Below are 17,642 nucleotides of genomic sequence, written 5' to 3'. Positions count from 1 at the left end.
AGATTGACAGCATGTCCGTTCCCGCCAACGTCCCGATCCTGACCAGCGAAGCGATGCGCGCCGCCGAGGCTGCGTGTGCGGCGTCGGGGGTGTCGCTTTCCGAACTGATGGACCGTGCCGGCGCGGCGATTGCCGATATCGCGTGGCGGATGGCGGCGGGGTCGCCGATCCTCATCCTCTGCGGACCGGGAAACAATGGCGGTGACGGCTATGTCGCCGCGCGGTTGCTGGCTGAGCGCGGGGCGGAGGTTCGCGTTGCGGCGCTGGCTGATCCGGCGACCGAGCTTGCCCGTGCGGCGCGCGCGTTGTGGACCGGGGCGGTCGAGCCGCTTGATCGCGATCTGGCTCCGGCGGCGCTGATCGTCGACGCGCTGTTCGGCGTCGGCCTGTCGCGGCCATTGCCCTATGAACTTATCGAGAATTTACAAAGCCTTGCCGGGCGGCGTGTGCTGGCGGTCGATGTTCCGAGCGGGGTCGCTAGCGATGGTGTGCGGGACTGGTCGCCGCCGCTGCCCGCCGATGTCACCGTGGCACTTGGGGCGCTCAAGCCTGCGCATGTCCTGCTGCCGACCGCACCGCATTGCGGCCAGGTTCTCCTGGCACGTATCGGTATCGATGCGGGCGGGACGATGCGAACGCTGCCATCTGTTTCGTCGACCAAGCCCGACGTTGCCGCGCACAAGTTCAGCCGCGGTATGGTGCTGGTTCGCGCGGGGCCGATGCCGGGAGCGGCGGGATTGGCCTCGGCGGCAGCGCTGCGTGCTGGCGCCGGTTATGTCGTACTCAGCGGCAGCGACCATGCGCCTTTTTCGGCGATCATTGCCGAGGATGGGGCCGGCTATGCCGACCGGCTGGGCGATGCGCGCATCGGCGCGGTGATTGTGGGGCCGGGATATCCGGTGAGCGATGCGCTCGACGATGACGTCATGGCGGCGCTCGATGCGGGCAAGCCGCTTGTGCTCGACGCGGCGGCGATTGCCGCCGCACTGCCGCGTCTGCACCAACTGGACGGTGCGGTTCCCGCGATCCTGACACCGCACGAAGGCGAGTTTGCGCGCGCCTTTCCGGGGCTTTCGGGCAGCAAGATCGATCGTGCGCTGGCCGCCGCTGCGTTCGCGCAGGCTGTCGTCGTCTATAAGGGCGCCGACACGATCATCGCCGCGCCCGATGGCCGCGTCGTCGCGGCCTGGCCGGGGAGTCCGTGGTTGGCGACCGCGGGGACGGGCGATGTCCTCGCGGGCGCATGCGGCGCTATGCTGGCGCGCGGCGGCGATGCCTTTGATGCAGCGGTCGCTGCGGTGGGCTGGCATATCGCAAGGGCGGCGCGTATAGGCCCCGGCCTTGTCGCCGATGATCTGGTCGCCGACGATTTGGTTAGGGAATGTAATGACTGAAGCAGCGCTGATCGAGCGCATTGCCGCGCGCGGCGATGGCGTGACGGCCGATGGCCGCCATGTTGCGGGCGGAGTCCCCGGCGATCGCATCGGCGATGATGGCGCGCTGATTCCCGGACCCAACCGTGCTGCGCCCGTCTGCCGCCACTTCGGAAAATGCGGGGGCTGTCAGTTGCAGCATGTCGCCGAACAGGCGCTTGCCGATTTCGTCCATGATCGCGTCGCGGGCGGGCTCGCGGGGCAGGACATGCCCAGCGACATGGTGCTGCCCGCGCTGCTGTCGCCGCCGCAAAGCCGCCGCCGCGCCGTGCTGACCGCGCTGAAGATGGGCAAGCAGATTACGATCGGTTTCAACGCCGCGCAGACCAACCAGATTGTCGACATGCGCGAATGTCCGCTGTTGCTGCCCGAACTCTTTGCGCTGATCGCGCCGCTGCGCACGCTGCTGGCGGTGATCGCGCCGCAGAAGCGCCCGGTGAAGGTCAAGCTGCAGATGCTCGATCAGGGCGTCGAGGTGATTTTGGAGGGCGTGAAGGCCGAGGGGCTTGATGCCGCGATGGGGCTGCAGGATTTTGCCGGTGGGCATAAGCTGGCGCGCCTCGCGATCGATCAGGGCGACGGGCTGGAAACCGTTTGGCAGCCCGAGCCGCCGACGATGCGCTTCGGCGACATATTGGTCGAAGTGCCAGCCTTCGCCTTCCTGCAGCCCACCGCGGCGGGGCAGGCGGCGCTTGTCGATACCGTTCGTCGCGCGATCGGCGATGCTCCGGCGGTTGCCGACCTGTTCGCTGGCGTCGGCACCTTTGCGCTGTCGGTGCAGGCGGGGCGCAAAGTCTATGCCGCCGAGGGCGCGCGTGACGCCGTCGCGGCGCTGACGGCCGCCGCCAATCGCGCCCGCGCGTTGGTCGCCACCGAGCATCGCGACCTGTTCCGCCGTCCGCTCATCCCCGCCGAGCTCGATCGCTTCGGCGCAGTCATCATCGATCCCCCGCGCGCGGGGGCCGAGGAACAGGTGGCGCAGTTGGCAGCATCGGCGACGCCGGTAATTGCCTATGTCAGCTGCAACCCCGCGAGTTTCGCCCGCGACGCGAAGATTTTGATCGAGGGTGGCTACACGCTCGACTGGGTGCAGCCGGTGGGGCAGTTTCGTTGGTCGACGCATGTCGAACTGGCGGCGCGGTTTTCGAAATAGACCGTCGCCCCATCCCGCTTGCGGGAGGGGAAGCGAGACTTGCGAACTTGTTCGCTAGTCGCAGCGGGGTGGGCATCGCAACGGCAGACGCTCGCTTCGCTCGCGCCCACCCCTGACCCCTCCTGCAAGCGGGGGGATATGTTTAGTGCACCACGAACCCGATGAAAGCATGCACGCACAGCGCGAGCAGCGCGAGGCTGGCGAGGGCGAAAACACCGAAGCGCCACATCACGCGGTTGACCGTCACCTGGATCAGGCTGTGGAGGATACGCAAGCCGACATAGGCCCAGGCAAGCTGCGCATTCAATCCGCCGCCCATACCGCCGATCGCGAGCGCCAGCGCGACGGCGTAGAAGACCGTCGGCTGCTCCATCAGATGATTGTAGTTATGCGCCTTCCACTGGACTTCGGCGGGCAGCAGGTCGTCGAGCCCCTTTCCGGTACCGCCGACCATGGTTTTGGCGTCAATCTTCGCGCGCTGCATCGCCGGAATGCGGGTTGCGTACATCCACAGCCACATCACCATCGACCACAGCGCGAGCGTGGCGACGGGGCCTAGAATTGCGTTGGTTTCCATGATCGTTTCCTTCAGCCCAAAGTGGCGATGACGGCCAGCAGCGACAGCGCGATCAGGCACAGGCTCGACAGCGTGAACAGGGCGAGGCGCACCGGGATGCGGTTCACCGTCGCCTGCCACAGGCTGTGGGCGATGCGCAGCACGACATAGGCCCAGGCAAGGCCGCGGGTCAGGTCGGTGCTGCCGCCCGACAGGTGCAGGAAGATGAGCACCGCATAAAAGAGCGTCGGCTGTTCGAGCAGGTGGGTGTAATTATGCGATTTCCAGTTGGCGATCGGGGGCAAAATGCCCTCGAGATTGGCGCCGCGGCCACCCGGCGGCGCGGCTTTCAGGTCGATCCCGGTTTTCGCCAGCGCCGAAAAGCGCGACACAAGGACCCAGCCGAGCATGACGAGCGTCCACAGAACGAGCACCGCGCCGGGTGCTAATAGACTGGCAGGCATAGTGATTTCCCCCTCTTTTGATTATGCGCGATGCTAGGGCGCGCGGCCCAATATGCAACGGTCGATGTTCAGGCCTTGCTGCCCGCAATTTCGGCGCGGATCGGCGCGCCGTCGCCATCGACGCGCGGCGCGAAACCGAGGTCGCGGGGCGGGGCGGCGCTATATTTGACCGGTGGCTGCATTTCGTCATAGGCGCCAACGTCAGGATGGGCGCGGCGGCGGAAAAAGCCCGTCGCGGCGAGGTGCGGGTCGCCCTTGATATCCTGCAAATCGCGCACCGCCATCGCGGGGATGTCGTTCGCCGCGAACAGTTCCAGCCATTCGGCGGTGGTTCGCGCCGGGGTCTTGCGCGCGATCTCGCTGTAGATGATCGGCATATGCTGCCTTGCGGCTTTTGCCGCCTCAAACTCTGCGGTTTCGAGCAGGTCTGCGCTGCCGAGCAGCGCCATCAGCCGCGCGGTCGAGTCGGGGGTGTAGGGGACGATCGCGAGATAGCCGTCAGCGGTGGGGAAGGGCTGACGCGTCGCGTCGAGCTGGCGCGGATAGCCTGCGGGGCCGATCGGCGGATCGAGCGTCGCGTCGCACAGATGTTCGGTGAGCATGAACGAGGCGAAACATTCGAACATCGGTACCTCGACCTCCTGCCCCTCGCCGGTGCGCAATTTGTGGACGAGTGCCGCGAGGATCGCCTGCGCGCCATAATGGCCCGCGACTTTGTCGGCGATCAGCGACGGCAGATAACGCGGGCGCGGATCGCCATCGACGCGCGGCAGCAGGCTGGTGGTGCCCGTCGCGGCCTGAATGACGTCGTCATAGGCCTGCAGGTCGGCGTAGGGGCCGTCCTGCCCGAAACCGGTGCCATGGACATAGATGATGTCGGGCTTGATCGCCTGACAACCCGCATAGTCGAAGCCGAGCCGAGCGATCGCGCGCCCACGGACATTGTGGAAAAAGACATCGGCGGTCGCGATCAGGTCGCGCAGTACCGCCGCATCCTCCGGGTTTTTGAGGTCGAGTGCGATCGAGCGCTTGCCACGATTCACCGTGAGGTGGATCGACCCCATTGTCGGGTCGGGAATCCCGTTGCCGAGATAGCGCGAGACATCGCCGAGACCGGGGGCTTCGACCTTGATGATTTCGGCGCCGAGGTCGGCGAGCATTTGGGTTGCGTAGGGGCCGAAGATCACCGTCGTCAGGTCGATGATGCGGATACCGGACAATATCGTCATGCGCGCGTTGCTCGTGGAGCAAAGTCCGTCAGGCCCATATTGCGTCTCTCCTGTTTCTATTTCGCAATATGGTTGCAGAAGAAAACCCAAGAGGCAATCGGTGAGGGCCTTTTAATGTGGTGCTGCCGCTGTCCTGCGATGCGCCGCGACGCACGATATCACGCTGGCGCTGATCAGGAGAAAGGCCGAGGCCTCGAGGATCGTCGGCCCGCGCTGTTCCCAGATAAAGCCATAGATAAGTGCGAAGAGTGTCTCGAACAGGATCATCTGGCCGACGAGGGTGAGCGGCAGCAGGCGGCTCATCTTGTTCCACAACGCGTTGCCGGCGATCGATGCGAACAAGGCAACGCCGATCGACACCGCAGCGAATTGGGCCCAATCGAGCCCGCCATGCGTGCGGGTGCCGATGATCAGCGCAACCGGGATCAGCAGCGCGCTCTGCATCCCGGTGACGATCCCGGTGAGCAGGTTCCAGTCATGCCCCGAAACTCCGTCGAGCCGCGCAAGCCAGCGGGCGTTGCCCACGGCAAATGCGGTCCAGGAAATCAGCGCGCCGATTGCGCACAGCAGCCCGATGATCGGGGCGAAGCTGGCGCTGGCGGCGAGGGTGACGATCGCCTGCCACCCGATGCACAGCGCGCCGGCGGCGCAGAGCAGCAGCGAGGGGGTCAGTTTCGCGAGCGGGACGGCGCTATGGTCGCGGCTACCGATGATCGTCACTGCCACCGGCAGAAAGGCGATGACGAGTGAGGTCATCGCGATGCCACCCATCTGCACTGCGCTGGAGAGGAGGATGTAATAGATGGTGTTGCCCGCGAGTGCGAGCCAGCCAAGCGCCAGCCATTCGCGGCGGCCGAGCCTTGCGGTCAATGCCCGCCAGCGCGGCGCGATGAGCAGCGCCGAGACCGCGCCATAGGCGATGTAGCGGCCGATCGTCAGTTCGAGCGGGCTGAACGCGCGCGCCAGTTCGGGCGCGAGGAACACAAGGCCCCATAGCGCGCCCGCGCCGGCCCCGCAGATGATGCCGATCAGCGTCGATTCGCGGTCTCTCACCATCTTTTCACCTATGCTCCATCCCCAATGAAGCGGGGCATATCATCGTGGCGGCGATTAATGCGCTCTTGATTGAAGCCCGAAATGCAACAAATACTCGGTGGGCCATGTCCAAGCCCGTCGACAATCCTGCGCGCAAGATCGATTCGTTCGATCGCGCGATCCTTCGTATCCTGCAAAAGGACAATAAGACGCCGCAGCGCCAGATCGCCGAGGCGGTGAATCTGTCGGCGGCGGCGGTGCAGCGGCGCATCGCCGCGATGGAGAGCGCGGGGGTGATTTTGCGCAATGTCGCACTCATCGATCCCTATGCCATCCCGCTGACGATCACATCCGTCGTCGAGGTGCGGCTGCACGATGAACGGGTTGCGACGGTCGATGCCGCGAAAGCGCTGTTCCGGGAAACCCCCGAGGTGCAGCAATGCTATTATGTCACCGGCGGGATCAGCTTTGTCCTCGTCATCGTGACCTCGGACGTGCGCGCCTATGAAGCGCTGACCCGCCGCCTGTTCGCCGAAAACGACTATATCGAAAGCTATCGCTCGCTGATCGCACTCGACCGGGTGAAGGCCGATACGAGCATTATCATCCCCTGATACGGGTTATTGCGCGGGAACGGGTTCGGCGCCGTCGGTTCCGGCTTCAGCATAGGTCGCGGAAATCTGGCGATAGGATTTCGACCGGAGCGCCGCGATTGTGACAATGATGCCGAGCAGGCCGGTGATCGTGAAGACAAGCGCGATGCCGCGTTCGGGGCCGCGCCCGTACCAGTCGCCGATCGCATCGGCGCCCGCGCCATCGGTCATCAGCGGCACGAAGACGAACTGGGCGAGCGGGGCGATGAGAAAGGCGGTGAGCGGCGACGCCGCCTGCTCGATCGACTGGGCGAAGCCAAAGACGCGGCCCTGCCGCTCGAACGGCACGACCTTTTGCAACGCCGTCTGTTCGGCGGCTTCGGCATAGGGGCCGACGAAGAGCCATATAAAGCAACCGATCGCCAGCAGCGGGATCGACGATTGGATGGTGAAAACGGCAGCGACCGCCCATTCGATCAAACAGACGAAGAGCAAGGTGCGTATCGGATTGGCGCCCAGCCCCGTGCGCGCGATCATCGCGCCGCTGAGGATGAAGGCGCAGGAGACGAAGGCCCAGAGCAGCCCCCATTGCTCGACTGCCATCAGCGACAGGCCATAAGCGTCCATCAGCGCCATAAACACGCCGCCGAGCAGATTGTTGAATGAAGAAAAGAGGATCAGCGCAAACAGCCCCGAAATGCCGGTGACGAGGCGAAAGGTGCCGACGAGGTCAATGCGGTGCGGCGCGTCATGTTCGCCTGAACTCCGTGGCTTGTCGATCGGAACGAACAGCAGATGGAGCGCGACGCAGAGCGCGAAGATCATCGCAAAGCCCAGCGTCGCGACCATCCCGCCCCATGCAACCAGAAAACCGCTGATTGCCGAGGTGGTGAGAAAACCGATGCCTGACACCATGCCGACCAGCCCGTTCGCCTTGTCGCGCCGATCCTCGGGAACGAGGATCGTGACCAATGTGGGCAGCGCGATCATGCAGATATTGCCGACGATGACCCCGGCCATGGTGAGCAGGATGAACAGCCACAGCGTGACGCTGGGCACCTTTGCGGCGCGAATATCGGCATCGAGCGCATAGGCGCCGAGCGCCGCAGCATAGAAGATCACCGACATCAGGCTGGAGGCGATCATCATGTTGCGCTTGCGATGATGGTCGACAAGGCTGCCGAACCAGATGCCGAGCATCGCGGTGATCACCAGATAAATACCCGCGATCAGCCCCGTCGCGAACACCGACCGCGTTTCAAGAAAAATCCAGAAGGTCAGCGCAAACCACACCGTGAAATTGGCGATATTGGCGACCAGATTATTGACGAGAAGGTGGTGGAAGGGCTTCATTACACGCAATCTTTATGGCGCAATCCGATGCCGCCCTGTCGAAACGCTAGCATGGCGGGGCGGGATGGAGAAGATGCGCGCGTCTGGCCGACCACGATGGAGGCTTGTGGAGTGCGCCGATCGCTGATCTGGTTTCATTGCCCCCCGGAAGATGGCAGCCGTGCAAGCATTGCGACCAATTTGGCCTGACTGGCTGCGCCGGTCTTCCGGAAAATCCCCTTCAGGAGGAAGCGGACGGCGTTCAGGCTGACGGCGCGCTGGGCGGCATAATCCTGCAAACTATGTCCGGCGGCGAGGCCGACGGCCAGTCGCGCCTCGGCGGGGGTCAGGGCGAACCATTGCGCAACCCGGTCGATCTCGACCACGGGCGTTTCGCCGGGCGCGCTCCCGATAGTGACGATCAGCGATGCGCCCGCGCTGAACCCGCCGATCTGCTGCGCCGATTGCTGCGTTATGCGGGCGACGAGTACCGGACATTCTGCTCCTGACGCGGCGAGTGCCTGAAAAGCGAGTCCCGCCGGATTGGGACTTTTGACGAGATCGATCAGCTTTTTCTGGCTGGCGGGATGGGCGAAGGCGAAGCGATCCTGCGCGAGGCGGATGAAGCCAGCCTCTTCATAGCCAGCGGCGCGGCTGTTGGCGGAGAGGATGTTCAACTGATCGTCGAGACTGAAAATTGCGAAGGGCGCAAAATCGGTCGCGGCGCGCGCAGCACCGGCGGCGAGTTCGAGCGTCGCGACGCGGTCGCTGATCCGCATCGCGCGCTGGATATGCGGAGCAAGGACGCGAAGACCGCGCTTGAGCGTCTCGACATCGCGGTCGCCCGGGCCCGGCAGCATCAACCCCAGCCGTTCGTTTCCGCGCCGATCGAGCATCACGCAGACCATCCGATCGATTCCCCAGGGCGCCAGGAAATTTCGGAAAAAAGCCGATTCCGAAAATTCCTCGCGGGTCATGATGTCATTGCTGTCGACGACGCTGCCATTGCCGTATCGCATGAGTTTTCGCGACCAGGGGTGGTTTCCGGCATAAACCGCCGAATAAATCTCCTGCACGCCGGCTGCGAGCCCGGAGGCCGCGACAAAACGCGCTTGGGGTGGGGCGGTGCTTTCCCACAGAATGAAGGCAGCTTCCCAACTCAACGGACAGAGCGCGCCGGTTATGCGCGCGAGCGTTTCGTTCCAGCATTCGGGGTGGAGCACCGAATCGTAAATGCGCCCGATCAGCGCGTTGAGCACTTCCCATTCAGCGGGTTCATTGTGACCCCGCGCAAGGGTCGGAGCATGATCAATCGACACGCGCATCCCCCCGTTGAGATGATTGGTCGCGACGAAATTTGGTACCAATCGTATCAGTATACAAAGGCACAACGCGGAAAGCGTATAAAAAGTTCATTCCGCTACCCAAGTGGGTAGCGAAACTGCGCTTCAAATGGGTCATTGATCGGATGCGACCCGAGGGCAGGATGGTCCAAAAGGCCATCCTGTTTCTTTTAGGCCCGTCGGTTTTTGATCGGCGGGCTTCCTTTTGGGCCACTCCCGGCTAAATCGCCCCGATCACCGTCGCGAGCGCGCGCAGGCGTTCGTCGTTGCGGCGGTAGAAGGTCCATTGCTTGATGCGCTTGGTGGTGACGAGGTCGCTGGTCTGCAGGACGCGCATATGTTCGCTGAGGGTCGAGGCGTTGATGCCGAGTTTTTCGGCGATCAATTGCCCGCACACGCCATCGTCGACCAGATCGCCGTCGACCTGCGGCCGGAAATGGGCGCGGGGATCTTTCAGCCAGGCGAGGATTTGCAGGCGGCGCTCATTTCCCAGTGCGCGGAACAGGTCGGCATCAGTCATGTCGGTAATTTGCCAATCAACGAACTGTGTGTCAACTGTCGGGGCGAATCAAACGGAGTGTGCCCCATGTCCCTGTTGCCCTTTTCGACCGTCGATGTGTTCACCCAAACCCGCTTTGGCGGCAATCCGCTCGCGGTCGTGATCGGCGGCGAGGGATTGTCCGAGGCGAGGATGCAGGCGGTGGCGGCCGAGTTCAACCTGAGCGAGACGACCTTCGTTCTTCCGCCGGCCGATCCCGCGCATACGGCGCGGGTGCGTATCTTCAACCGCAGTGAGGAAATGGCGTTTGCGGGGCATCCGATGGTGGGGACAGCCTATGTACTGGCGGCGGCCGATCCCGGTTTGACCACCGCCACGTTTGAGATTCCTGCGGGGATCGTAGAGATCGCGATTGCGCGCAATGTTGACGGCGCGCCCGTCGGCGCAACGGTCGAGGCGCCGCAGCCGCTCAGCGTTGGCGAGACGGTCGCGCCCGAGGTCGTTGCGAGCATGTTGCGGCTCGCCCCCGAGGATATTGTCGTGACTTTGCACCGGCCGATTGTCGCGTCAGTCGGCAACCCCTATGTCATCGCCGAGTTGAGCGACGCGGCACTGGCGCGCTGCGTCCCCGATCTGGCGGCGTTCCGCGACACACTCGCGGCGCACCCGCAGTTCGGGACGCGGCTATCGGTGCATGTCTATTGCAAGCACGGTCGCACGCTGCGCGCGCGCATGTTCGCGCCGTTGGCGGGGACATGGGAAGATCCGGCGACGGGCAGCGCGAATGCGCCGCTCGCCGGGCTGCTCCTGTCGCTCGAGCCCGACACTGAAGAAGCGCGGTTCGAAATCCATCAAGGCGTGGAGATGGGCCGGCCGAGCCTGCTCGACGTTACCGCCCGCCGGACGCCCGACGGTATTCGGGCGACACTGCGCGGGACATGCGTTCCGGTGATGCGGGGAGAGATCGATTGCGGGTGAATTGTCCGGGAGGGAGCTAAACTGACCAGGCCGACCCGTTCGTGTCGAGCGAAGTCGAGACACCCATCGATCCAACTCCAAACCCGACGGGCATCTCGACTTTGCTCGATGCAAACGGGGAAGTGAGATGATCATAATGGAAAAGGGGCTGGTCGCATCGCTGCGCCAGCCCCTTTTTGTCTTTTTATACCGGGCCGTTCAGAACAGCTTGGTCACCGTCGCGCTGCGGCGTTCCTGTTCGACTTCGCCGGTGTAAAGGCTCGCCATCGGCTCGTCGCTGACGACGTGGATTTCCTCTGCGCCAAAGCCGTTGAACTTGGTCCGCATCGCGCAACCATAGGCACCAAGCATGCCGATTTCGATAAAATCGCCCGCCTTGATGTCTGCCGGCAGGAAGAAGGGCCCTGCCATATGGTCGAGGTCGTCGCAGGTCGGGCCATAGAAGCTGAATGCGACCATGTCGGCCTCGCTGCGCACGTCGCGCTGCAAATTGACCGGAAAGCGCCAGTTCACATGCGCGGCGTCGAAAAGCGCCCCATAAGCGCCGTCGTTGATATACAGCTCGTCGCCACGGCGCTTTTCGACGCGCACGACCAGCGAGCTATATTCCGCCGACAGCGCGCGGCCAGGTTCGCACCACAGTTCGGCCGAGTAACTGATCGGTAGGCTTTCGAAGCTGCGGTGGATCGTGTCGAAATAGGCGCCGAGCGGCGGAGGCTCCATACCGGGATAGGACGACGGAAAGCCGCCACCGACATCGATGATGTCGACGGTGACCGACGCCGCGACGATCGCTGCGCGGACGCGCTCCATCGCCTGGGCATAGGCATGCGGGGTCATCGCCTGGCTGCCGACATGGAAGCAGATGCCGAGTGCATCGGCCGCCTGACGGGTCGCCATCAACAGTTCGGCGACCTCATCGGCCTCGGCGCCGAACTTGGCGGCGAGGCTGAGCTTCGAATGGTCGGACGAAACGCGCAGGCGCACGAGCAGGTTCAGGTCGGCCGCGCCTTCGGTCGCGCGGACGATCTTTTCGAGTTCGTCGAGCGTGTCGAGCGAGAAGGTGCGCACGCCATGCTTCCAATAGGCTTCGGAAATCGCTTCCTCGGCCTTCACCGGATGCATGAAGCAAAGCACCGCCTGCGGCAGGGTGCGCGCGACGAGCCGCACCTCGGCAATCGAGGCGACGTCATAATGCGTAACGCCCGAATCCCACAGCACGCGCAGCAGGTCGGGCGATGGGTTCGCCTTGACCGCGTACAGGGTCGTGCCGGGAAACCGGTCGATGAAGAAACGCGCTGCGCGCCGCGCGGCGTGCGGGCGGACAAGCGTAACAGGTTCGACCGGCGAAAGTGCCTGAATCAGCCCGTGGGCGCTATGATGCTGGTGCAACTCAAGGGACCCCCAAAAATAAGTTTAAACATCCGAGGCTGCCTTGCGGTTATTGGAAGTCCCCCTGGGGCAGCGGAGGCGCATATATGGTGGGGGGTCCCCCCTGTAAAGACCCTATGCTTGCATCCGGTCGCGGATGAGACACTTTATGTCGCCGACGGGACGCGATAATAAGCTATTCCGGGCCTTTCGCGCCATGCGGAGGGCGCCGCCAAGGAGAAATCAATGGTATCTCGCGCCGACGTCAATCATGATTTCACCGACGCGGAGCTCGCCGAACTGGCGGTTTATGGCGTGGTCGAGTCGCATGCGGCAGGGGATCTGCTCGTCGCCGAAGGGACAATGGCGCCCGACTGCATCGTCACCCTGTCGGGGCAGACCGACATTTTTGCGTCGACCGACGAAGGACGAAAGCGCGTGGGCTGGATGGAGCGCGGGCAATTTGCCGGCGATTTGTCGGTGCTGACCGGCCAGCGGCACCTGTCGCGGGTCGAGATGGGGGCCGATGGCGAGATATTGCGGATCGCCCACGCCGACTTCCAGCGGCTGATCGCCGCCAATTCGCATTATTCGGACATTTTCGTTCGCGTCCTGTCGGCGCGGCGCGAGTTCAGCAATCAACGTGGCTTTGCTGTGGTGATCGTGATCGGTGCGGCGATGGATCGGAGTGTCTATGCGCTGCGCGACCTGCTGGCGAAGCATGGCGTCGCACATCGCTGGTTCGATCCGGTCGAAGGGCCGGTTGCGGCGCATCTGATGGCGGAGCGTGGGCTGACCGAAGACCAGTTGCCGGTGGTGATCCTGGGCGCGGCCGATGTGCTGGCTCAGCCGACCCCTGAACAGCTGGCGGCGGGGCTCGGGCTCGACCTGCTCCCCGATGGCGCGACCGCCGACGTCATCGTCGTCGGTAGCGGTCCGGGCGGGCTCGCGGCGGCGGTCTATGCGGCGTCGGAGGGACTGACGGTGATCGCGATCGATGCGCTGGCGCCGGGCGGGCAGGCGGGGACTTCGTCAAAGATCGAAAATTATCTGGGCTTTCCGACTGGCATTTCGGGCAATGAGCTGGCGCGGCGTGCGACGGTGCAGGCGCAGAAGTTCGGCGCGCGGATCGTCGCGCCGGTGCGCGGGGCGGCGATAGACCGCGACGGCGACGCCTATTGCCTGAGCCTCGCCGACGGACGCAGGCTGCGCTCGCGCGCGGTGGTGATCGCGAGCGGGGCGCAATATCAGCGGCTGCCGATCGACGGCATCGAACATTATGAAGGCCGCGGCATTTTTTATGGCGCCACCCCGATGGAGGCGCAGCTGTGCGGCAATGCCGAGGTCACCGTCGTCGGCGCGGGCAATTCGGCGGGGCAGGGGGCGATCTATCTCGCCAATGCCGCGCGCAGGGTCCATGTCGTTTTCCGGCGCTCCAGCCTGCGCGAGACCATGTCCGAATATCTGGTCAAGCGACTGGAAGAGCATCCGAATATCGAGCTGCATGCGTCAACTGACGTTGTTGGCCTGCACGGCGAGGATCGGCTCGATGGCATCACCTATCGCTGCCGCGAGAGCGGCGCAGAGAGTGGTTGCGGTTGCAGCTTCCTGTTCCTCTTTCTCGGTGCGAGCCCCAACACCGGTTGGCTGCCCAAGGAAATGGTGTGCGACGAGCGCGGCTTCGTGAAGACCGGCGTCGACATCGCGCCGCTGGAGCTGGTCAAGGCGGGCTGGTCGCTCGACCGCATGCCCAGCCGGTACGAGACAAGCTGGCCGCGCATCTATGCCATCGGCGACGTGCGCAAGGGATCGGTGAAGCGCGTTGCGTCATCGGTCGGCGAGGGATCGGTGGTGGTCAGCGATATCCATCAGGCGCTGGCTGAGGTCGCGGCACAATGATCCTCCCTGTGCCGCAGGCATGGGGAGGTGGCAGCGCGGAGCGCTGACGGAGGGGCCAATGGCGCAACGTCCCGATCTCCACCACGGCCTGCGGCGGCGGTCCCCCTCCCCATTGCTGCGCAACAGGGAGGATCCTTTCACCCCAACCGCGTCTTGAAATCCTCATAACCGAATTCGCGGACCAGCTTCAGTTCGTCGCTCGCGCTGTCCCACAGCCAGATCGACGGCAGGGGCACTCCGTTGAAGGTGTTGGTTTTGACCATCGAGTAATGCGCCTGGTCGAGGAAGGCGAAGCGCTGGCCGATGCGGGCGCCGCCGGGCAGGCGGTAATCGCCGATCACATCACCCGCGAGGCAGGAGGGGCCGCCAAGTCGGGTTGGGGCGCCATCGGCGGCCTCACCCAGCATGGCGGGGCGATAGGGGGCCTCGATCACGTCGGGCATGTGGCAGGTCGCCGAAATATCGGTGATGCCGATCGGCATGCCATTGTCGAACAGGTCGAGCACCTCGCCGATGAGTATTCCGGCGTCGAGAGCGATCGCTTCGCCGGGTTCGATCATCACGTCGCAATTGGTTTCGGCGCGGACCTGCTTGAGGAAGGCAATCAGATCATCGACCTGATAATCGGCGCGGGTGACATGATGGCCGCCGCCAAAGTTGATCCATTTGAGTTGGCCGAAGAAGGGGCGCAGCATCGGATGGACCGCAGCCCAGGTGCGGGCGAGCGGCGGGAAATCCTGTTCGCACAGGCTGTGCATATGGATGCCGTCGATGCCCTCCATATGTTCGGGCAGCAGCTGGCTGACCGGGAAGCCCAAGCGGCTGCACGGCGCGGCGGGGTCATATTTCGCGACCTCGCCCTCGCTATGCTGCGGGTTGATGCGCAGGCCGATGTCGAAGGTCTCACCTGCGGCGCGCAGTTCGTCGAGCAGCGGACGGAAACGCGCGATCTGGCCGGGGGAGTTGAAGATGAGGTGATCGGACAGGCGGGCGATCTCGGGAAGGTCTGCTTCCTTGTAGCCCGCACAATAGGTGGCAACCTCACCGCCATATTCCTCGCGGCCGAGCTTCGCTTCGTAAAGGCCCGAAGCGCAGACGCCGTCGAGATATTCGGTCACGGTCGGCCCGAGCGACCACATCGAAAAAGCCTTGAGCGCAGCAAGCACGCGCGCGCCTGACGCGTCGCCGATGTGGCGCAGCACCGACAGGTTCGCGCGGACCTTCGCCGCATCAACGACAAAGGCTGGCGAGGGGACGCGGGTGAGGTCGAAACGGGCGAAGGCTCCGGGATCACCGGCACGGGTTTCCATGGTCGAAGTTTCCTATGAGACCGAAATCGGCCCCTTGAAGATGAAAAAGGCCCCGGCGGCAATCAGCGCAAAGCCGACGAGGTGGTTCAATGTCAGTTTCTCGCCGAGCCAGAAGACCGCGAAGCCCGCAAAGATGAGGAGCGTGATGACCTCTTGCAAGGTTTTGAGTTCGGCGGCGCTGTAAACGCCATAGCCGATGCGGTTCGCGGGAACGGCAAGGCAATATTCGAAGAAGGCGATACCCCATGCGATCAGGATCGCGAGCCACATCGGCCGCGACATATCGCCGAGGTGGCCATACCAAGCGAAGGTCATGAAGATATTCGAAATGATGAGCAGCCCGATCGGGGCAAGATATGCGGTCATCGATTGTCTTTCCCGGCGGTCGGTATCTCTCCGCTAGCGGCTTTTACTGGCGGTGCCTATCGACGCGCAAGTGACCGCGGCATGGTGCGGCGTTTCAGCCGGCTGAGCGCGGGTGGGGTGATGCCGATATAGGCGGCGAGGTCGGCCTGGCTGACCGTGTCGGCGATATCGCCCAGTGCATCGAGTGCCGCGCGGTAGCGGGCTTCGGCGGACAGGCAGAGCAGTTCATATTCGCGCTGCTCCTTGCGGCGGGCATAGGCGGACAGAAAGCCGATGACGGCGTTCGCAAGCGCGGGGTCGGCTTGCGCGGCACGTTCGAGCAGCACGAAGGGCAGGCTGATCGTCGCCGAGGGGGCGAGGGCGACAAGGCTGAATGTGCAGGAACCATCGCCGTCCATTGCGACCATACTGCCGATGACGGCACTCTGGGGCACGAAGGATTTGATATGCTCGCGGCCGTCGGGCCGCACATAATAGGCCTTGAGCAGGCCCGAGCTGATCAGGAAAAGCCGGGGGTCACGGTCGCCCTGACGGAATAAATGTCGCCCCTCGGCGATGTCCATCCGTTTGCCATGCCGATCGATAAAGGACTGTAATCCGGTCAAATTGCCCTCGGGTAATTACGGGACGCGCCGCTGCGCCCACATCCTCTGCTTCCGATTCGATCCATGATGAAGGCTGCCATGAAACTGACCGACCGCCATATTGTGCTGACCGGAGCCACTTCCGGCATCGGCCGCGAAATTGCAACCATGCTTGCGCCTGCCAACCGGCTGACGATGGTCGGACGGCGCCACCCGCCGGTGCTGGAACCCACCGCTGCCGGGCCGCATCGCTTCATCGAAGCTGACCTCGCCGATCCCGAGGCGGTGCGTATCGCCGCGGTGGTACTCGCGGCAGACGGCACACCGGTCGATGGGCTGATCAATTGCGCGGCGGTGCAGTTCACGCCTCGGCTTGTCGATCCCGATTTCGATCCCTCGGGGGTCGCGCGAGAGGTTGCGATCAACTTCGTCGGCCCGGTGCTGCTGATCGCAGGGCTGCTAGAGGCAATGGAGAGGGCCGACGCGCCCTTCATTCTCAACGTTAATTCGGGGCTGGGCCTCGTACCCAAGGCGCGGTCGGCGGTTTATTGCGCGAGCAAGGCCGCGCTCGACAGTTTCTCGCGGAGCTTGCGCGGGCAGCTCGCAGATACGCAGATTCAGGTGATGCAGGCTTTCCTGCCGGTCGTTGACACGCCGATGACCGAGGGGCGCGGCGGCGACAAAATGTCGGCGGCTTCGGCGGCGCGGGCTATATTGCGTGGTATCGAGCGCGAGGTTGCCGACAATGATATCGGCAAGGTTTCGCTGCTCCGGATGTTGCGGCGTCTTTCGCCCAGGCTCGCTGCGCGCGTGATGCAGGGGCATGGCCAGTGAAGAGCCTGATCAAGATGATGGCCGGGCTTGCCGCCATCTTCGCCTCGACCTTCGTCATCGCCCGCATGCTGGGCATTCTCACCGTCGATAATGTGCGAAGCTGGCTCGATGCCGCGAGCGACCTGTCGGGCCCGGCGGTGGCGGCGGTTGTGGTCGCGCTGCTGTTCCTCGACCTGTTCGTGGCGGTGCCGACGTTAACCGTGATGATCCTTGGCGGATATTTTCTCGGCTTCCTGCCGGGGCTCGCTGCCGCGCTCGCGGGTTCGTGCCTAGCCGCCGTGGTCGGCTATGGTCTTGGCGCGCGGTTCGGCGTCCGGATCATCAAACGCATCGTGAAGGACCCCGCCGAGCGGGCGCGGATAGAGGAGGCCTTTGGTCGGCACGGCACGGCGATGATCCTGTTCGCGCGCGCGGCGCCGATCCTGCCCGAAGTGACGTCGTGCATGGCGGGCGCGACCGGCATGCCGTTCGCGAAATTCGCCTTCTTCTATCTGTTGGCGACGCTGCCCTATGCGGCGATCGCGGTCTGGGCCGGGTCGATCAGTTCGCTCGATGATCCGTTACCGGCCATCTACGCCGTCGTCGGCCTCTATGCGCTGTTCTGGGCAGGCGGCTATGCCTACCGGCGCCGGAACGCCCTGAGGGCGCCCGGCGCGGGATAAG

At 64.2% G+C, this 17,642-nt stretch carries 18 protein-coding genes; 7 read left to right on the top strand and 11 right to left on the bottom strand.

The features are described from left to right. Nucleotides 1–11 precede the first annotated feature (11 nt). Entirely contained in the window at nucleotides 12–1,394 is a 1,383-nt protein-coding gene (locus CDQ91_RS03445; protein ID WP_088471270.1) for an NAD(P)H-hydrate epimerase, read from the top strand. After that, nucleotides 1,387–2,586 (top strand): class I SAM-dependent RNA methyltransferase, encoded by a 1,200-nt coding sequence (locus tag CDQ91_RS03440; protein ID WP_088471269.1) that lies wholly within the window; start codon nucleotides 1,387–1,389, stop codon nucleotides 2,584–2,586. Before CDQ91_RS03445 ends, CDQ91_RS03440 begins: the two co-directional genes overlap by 8 nt. Nucleotides 2,587–2,728: 142 nt before the next feature. On the opposite strand, the gene CDQ91_RS03435 is transcribed toward CDQ91_RS03440, so the two are convergent. From CDQ91_RS03435 to CDQ91_RS03420, 4 genes are all read right to left on the bottom strand, one after another. Further along, nucleotides 2,729–3,163 carry an MAPEG family protein gene (locus CDQ91_RS03435; protein ID WP_088471268.1) on the bottom strand — a complete coding sequence of 145 codons (435 nt, stop codon included), beginning with the start codon at nucleotides 3,161–3,163 and terminating at the stop codon, nucleotides 2,729–2,731. 11 nt (nucleotides 3,164–3,174) lie between these two features. Beyond that, nucleotides 3,175–3,606, bottom strand: a complete 432-nt coding sequence (locus CDQ91_RS03430; protein WP_088471267.1) for an MAPEG family protein — start codon at nucleotides 3,604–3,606, stop codon at nucleotides 3,175–3,177. 68 nt (nucleotides 3,607–3,674) lie between these two features. Continuing rightward, complete coding sequence (locus tag CDQ91_RS03425; protein ID WP_088471266.1) at nucleotides 3,675–4,835, bottom strand: CaiB/BaiF CoA transferase family protein; 1,161 nt, start codon at nucleotides 4,833–4,835, stop codon at nucleotides 3,675–3,677. Nucleotides 4,836–4,946: 111 nt separating this feature from the next. After that, the gene (locus CDQ91_RS03420) at nucleotides 4,947–5,891 is read right to left on the bottom strand and encodes a DMT family transporter (RefSeq protein ID WP_088471265.1); all 945 of its coding nucleotides are present in this window, start codon (nucleotides 5,889–5,891) and stop codon (nucleotides 4,947–4,949) included. Between the two features lie 104 nt (nucleotides 5,892–5,995). On the opposite strand from CDQ91_RS03420, the gene CDQ91_RS03415 reads away from it, so the two are divergent. Further along, nucleotides 5,996–6,484: an Lrp/AsnC family transcriptional regulator gene (locus CDQ91_RS03415; protein ID WP_088471264.1), complete on the top strand. Its 489-nt coding sequence runs from the start codon at nucleotides 5,996–5,998 to the stop codon at nucleotides 6,482–6,484. Between the two features lie 6 nt (nucleotides 6,485–6,490). On the opposite strand, the gene CDQ91_RS03410 is transcribed toward CDQ91_RS03415, so the two are convergent. From CDQ91_RS03410 to CDQ91_RS03400, 3 genes are all read right to left on the bottom strand, one after another. Then, a complete protein-coding gene (locus tag CDQ91_RS03410) occupies nucleotides 6,491–7,816 on the bottom strand; it encodes an MFS transporter (RefSeq protein ID WP_088471263.1) in 1,326 nt (441 codons plus the stop codon). 134 nt (nucleotides 7,817–7,950) lie between these two features. Next, entirely contained in the window at nucleotides 7,951–9,114 is a 1,164-nt protein-coding gene (locus tag CDQ91_RS03405) for a helix-turn-helix transcriptional regulator (protein WP_144036677.1), read from the bottom strand. Between the two features lie 244 nt (nucleotides 9,115–9,358). Continuing rightward, entirely contained in the window at nucleotides 9,359–9,658 is a 300-nt protein-coding gene (locus tag CDQ91_RS03400; protein ID WP_088471261.1) for an ArsR/SmtB family transcription factor, read from the bottom strand. Nucleotides 9,659–9,724: 66 nt separating this feature from the next. Here CDQ91_RS03400 and CDQ91_RS03395 point away from each other — a divergent pair, with 66 nt between their 5' ends. Next, on the top strand, nucleotides 9,725–10,615 hold the full coding sequence (locus CDQ91_RS03395) for a PhzF family phenazine biosynthesis protein (protein WP_088471260.1): 891 nt from the start codon (nucleotides 9,725–9,727) through the stop codon (nucleotides 10,613–10,615). Between the two features lie 198 nt (nucleotides 10,616–10,813). Here CDQ91_RS03395 and CDQ91_RS03390 read toward each other — a convergent pair whose 3' ends face one another. Beyond that, nucleotides 10,814–12,007, bottom strand: coding sequence for a type III PLP-dependent enzyme (locus CDQ91_RS03390; protein WP_088471259.1), 1,194 nt, complete (start codon nucleotides 12,005–12,007; stop codon nucleotides 10,814–10,816). 225 nt (nucleotides 12,008–12,232) lie between these two features. Between CDQ91_RS03390 and CDQ91_RS03385 the strand changes: the two genes are divergently transcribed. Beyond that, complete coding sequence (locus CDQ91_RS03385; RefSeq protein WP_088471258.1) at nucleotides 12,233–13,885, top strand: FAD-dependent oxidoreductase; 1,653 nt, start codon at nucleotides 12,233–12,235, stop codon at nucleotides 13,883–13,885. 137 nt (nucleotides 13,886–14,022) lie between these two features. Here the strand turns inward: CDQ91_RS03385 and CDQ91_RS03380 are convergent, their stop codons facing one another. The 3 genes from CDQ91_RS03380 to CDQ91_RS03370 are packed head-to-tail and all read right to left on the bottom strand — an operon-like array spanning nucleotide 14,023 to nucleotide 16,124. Then, the gene (locus tag CDQ91_RS03380) at nucleotides 14,023–15,195 is read right to left on the bottom strand and encodes a carboxynorspermidine decarboxylase (protein WP_088471257.1); all 1,173 of its coding nucleotides are present in this window, start codon (nucleotides 15,193–15,195) and stop codon (nucleotides 14,023–14,025) included. Nucleotides 15,196–15,207: 12 nt separating this feature from the next. Next, a complete protein-coding gene (locus CDQ91_RS03375) occupies nucleotides 15,208–15,561 on the bottom strand; it encodes a DMT family protein (RefSeq protein WP_088471256.1) in 354 nt (117 codons plus the stop codon). A gap of 56 nt (nucleotides 15,562–15,617) precedes the next feature. Beyond that, nucleotides 15,618–16,124: a Crp/Fnr family transcriptional regulator gene (locus tag CDQ91_RS03370; RefSeq protein ID WP_088471255.1), complete on the bottom strand. Its 507-nt coding sequence runs from the start codon at nucleotides 16,122–16,124 to the stop codon at nucleotides 15,618–15,620. 120 nt (nucleotides 16,125–16,244) lie between these two features. Between CDQ91_RS03370 and CDQ91_RS03365 the strand changes: the two genes are divergently transcribed. Continuing rightward, entirely contained in the window at nucleotides 16,245–16,979 is a 735-nt protein-coding gene (locus CDQ91_RS03365) for an SDR family NAD(P)-dependent oxidoreductase (RefSeq protein WP_158213608.1), read from the top strand. After that, complete coding sequence (locus tag CDQ91_RS03360; RefSeq protein ID WP_144036676.1) at nucleotides 16,976–17,641, top strand: TVP38/TMEM64 family protein; 666 nt, start codon at nucleotides 16,976–16,978, stop codon at nucleotides 17,639–17,641. The genes CDQ91_RS03365 and CDQ91_RS03360 overlap by 4 nt, the downstream gene beginning before the upstream one ends. The last annotated feature ends 1 nt before the right edge of the window (nucleotide 17,642 follow it).

The organism is Sphingopyxis witflariensis (genome assembly GCF_002205635.1).
In the GTDB taxonomy this organism is placed as follows: domain Bacteria; phylum Pseudomonadota; class Alphaproteobacteria; order Sphingomonadales; family Sphingomonadaceae; genus Sphingopyxis; species Sphingopyxis witflariensis.
This window is presented reverse-complemented; position numbering and strand designations above follow the sequence as displayed.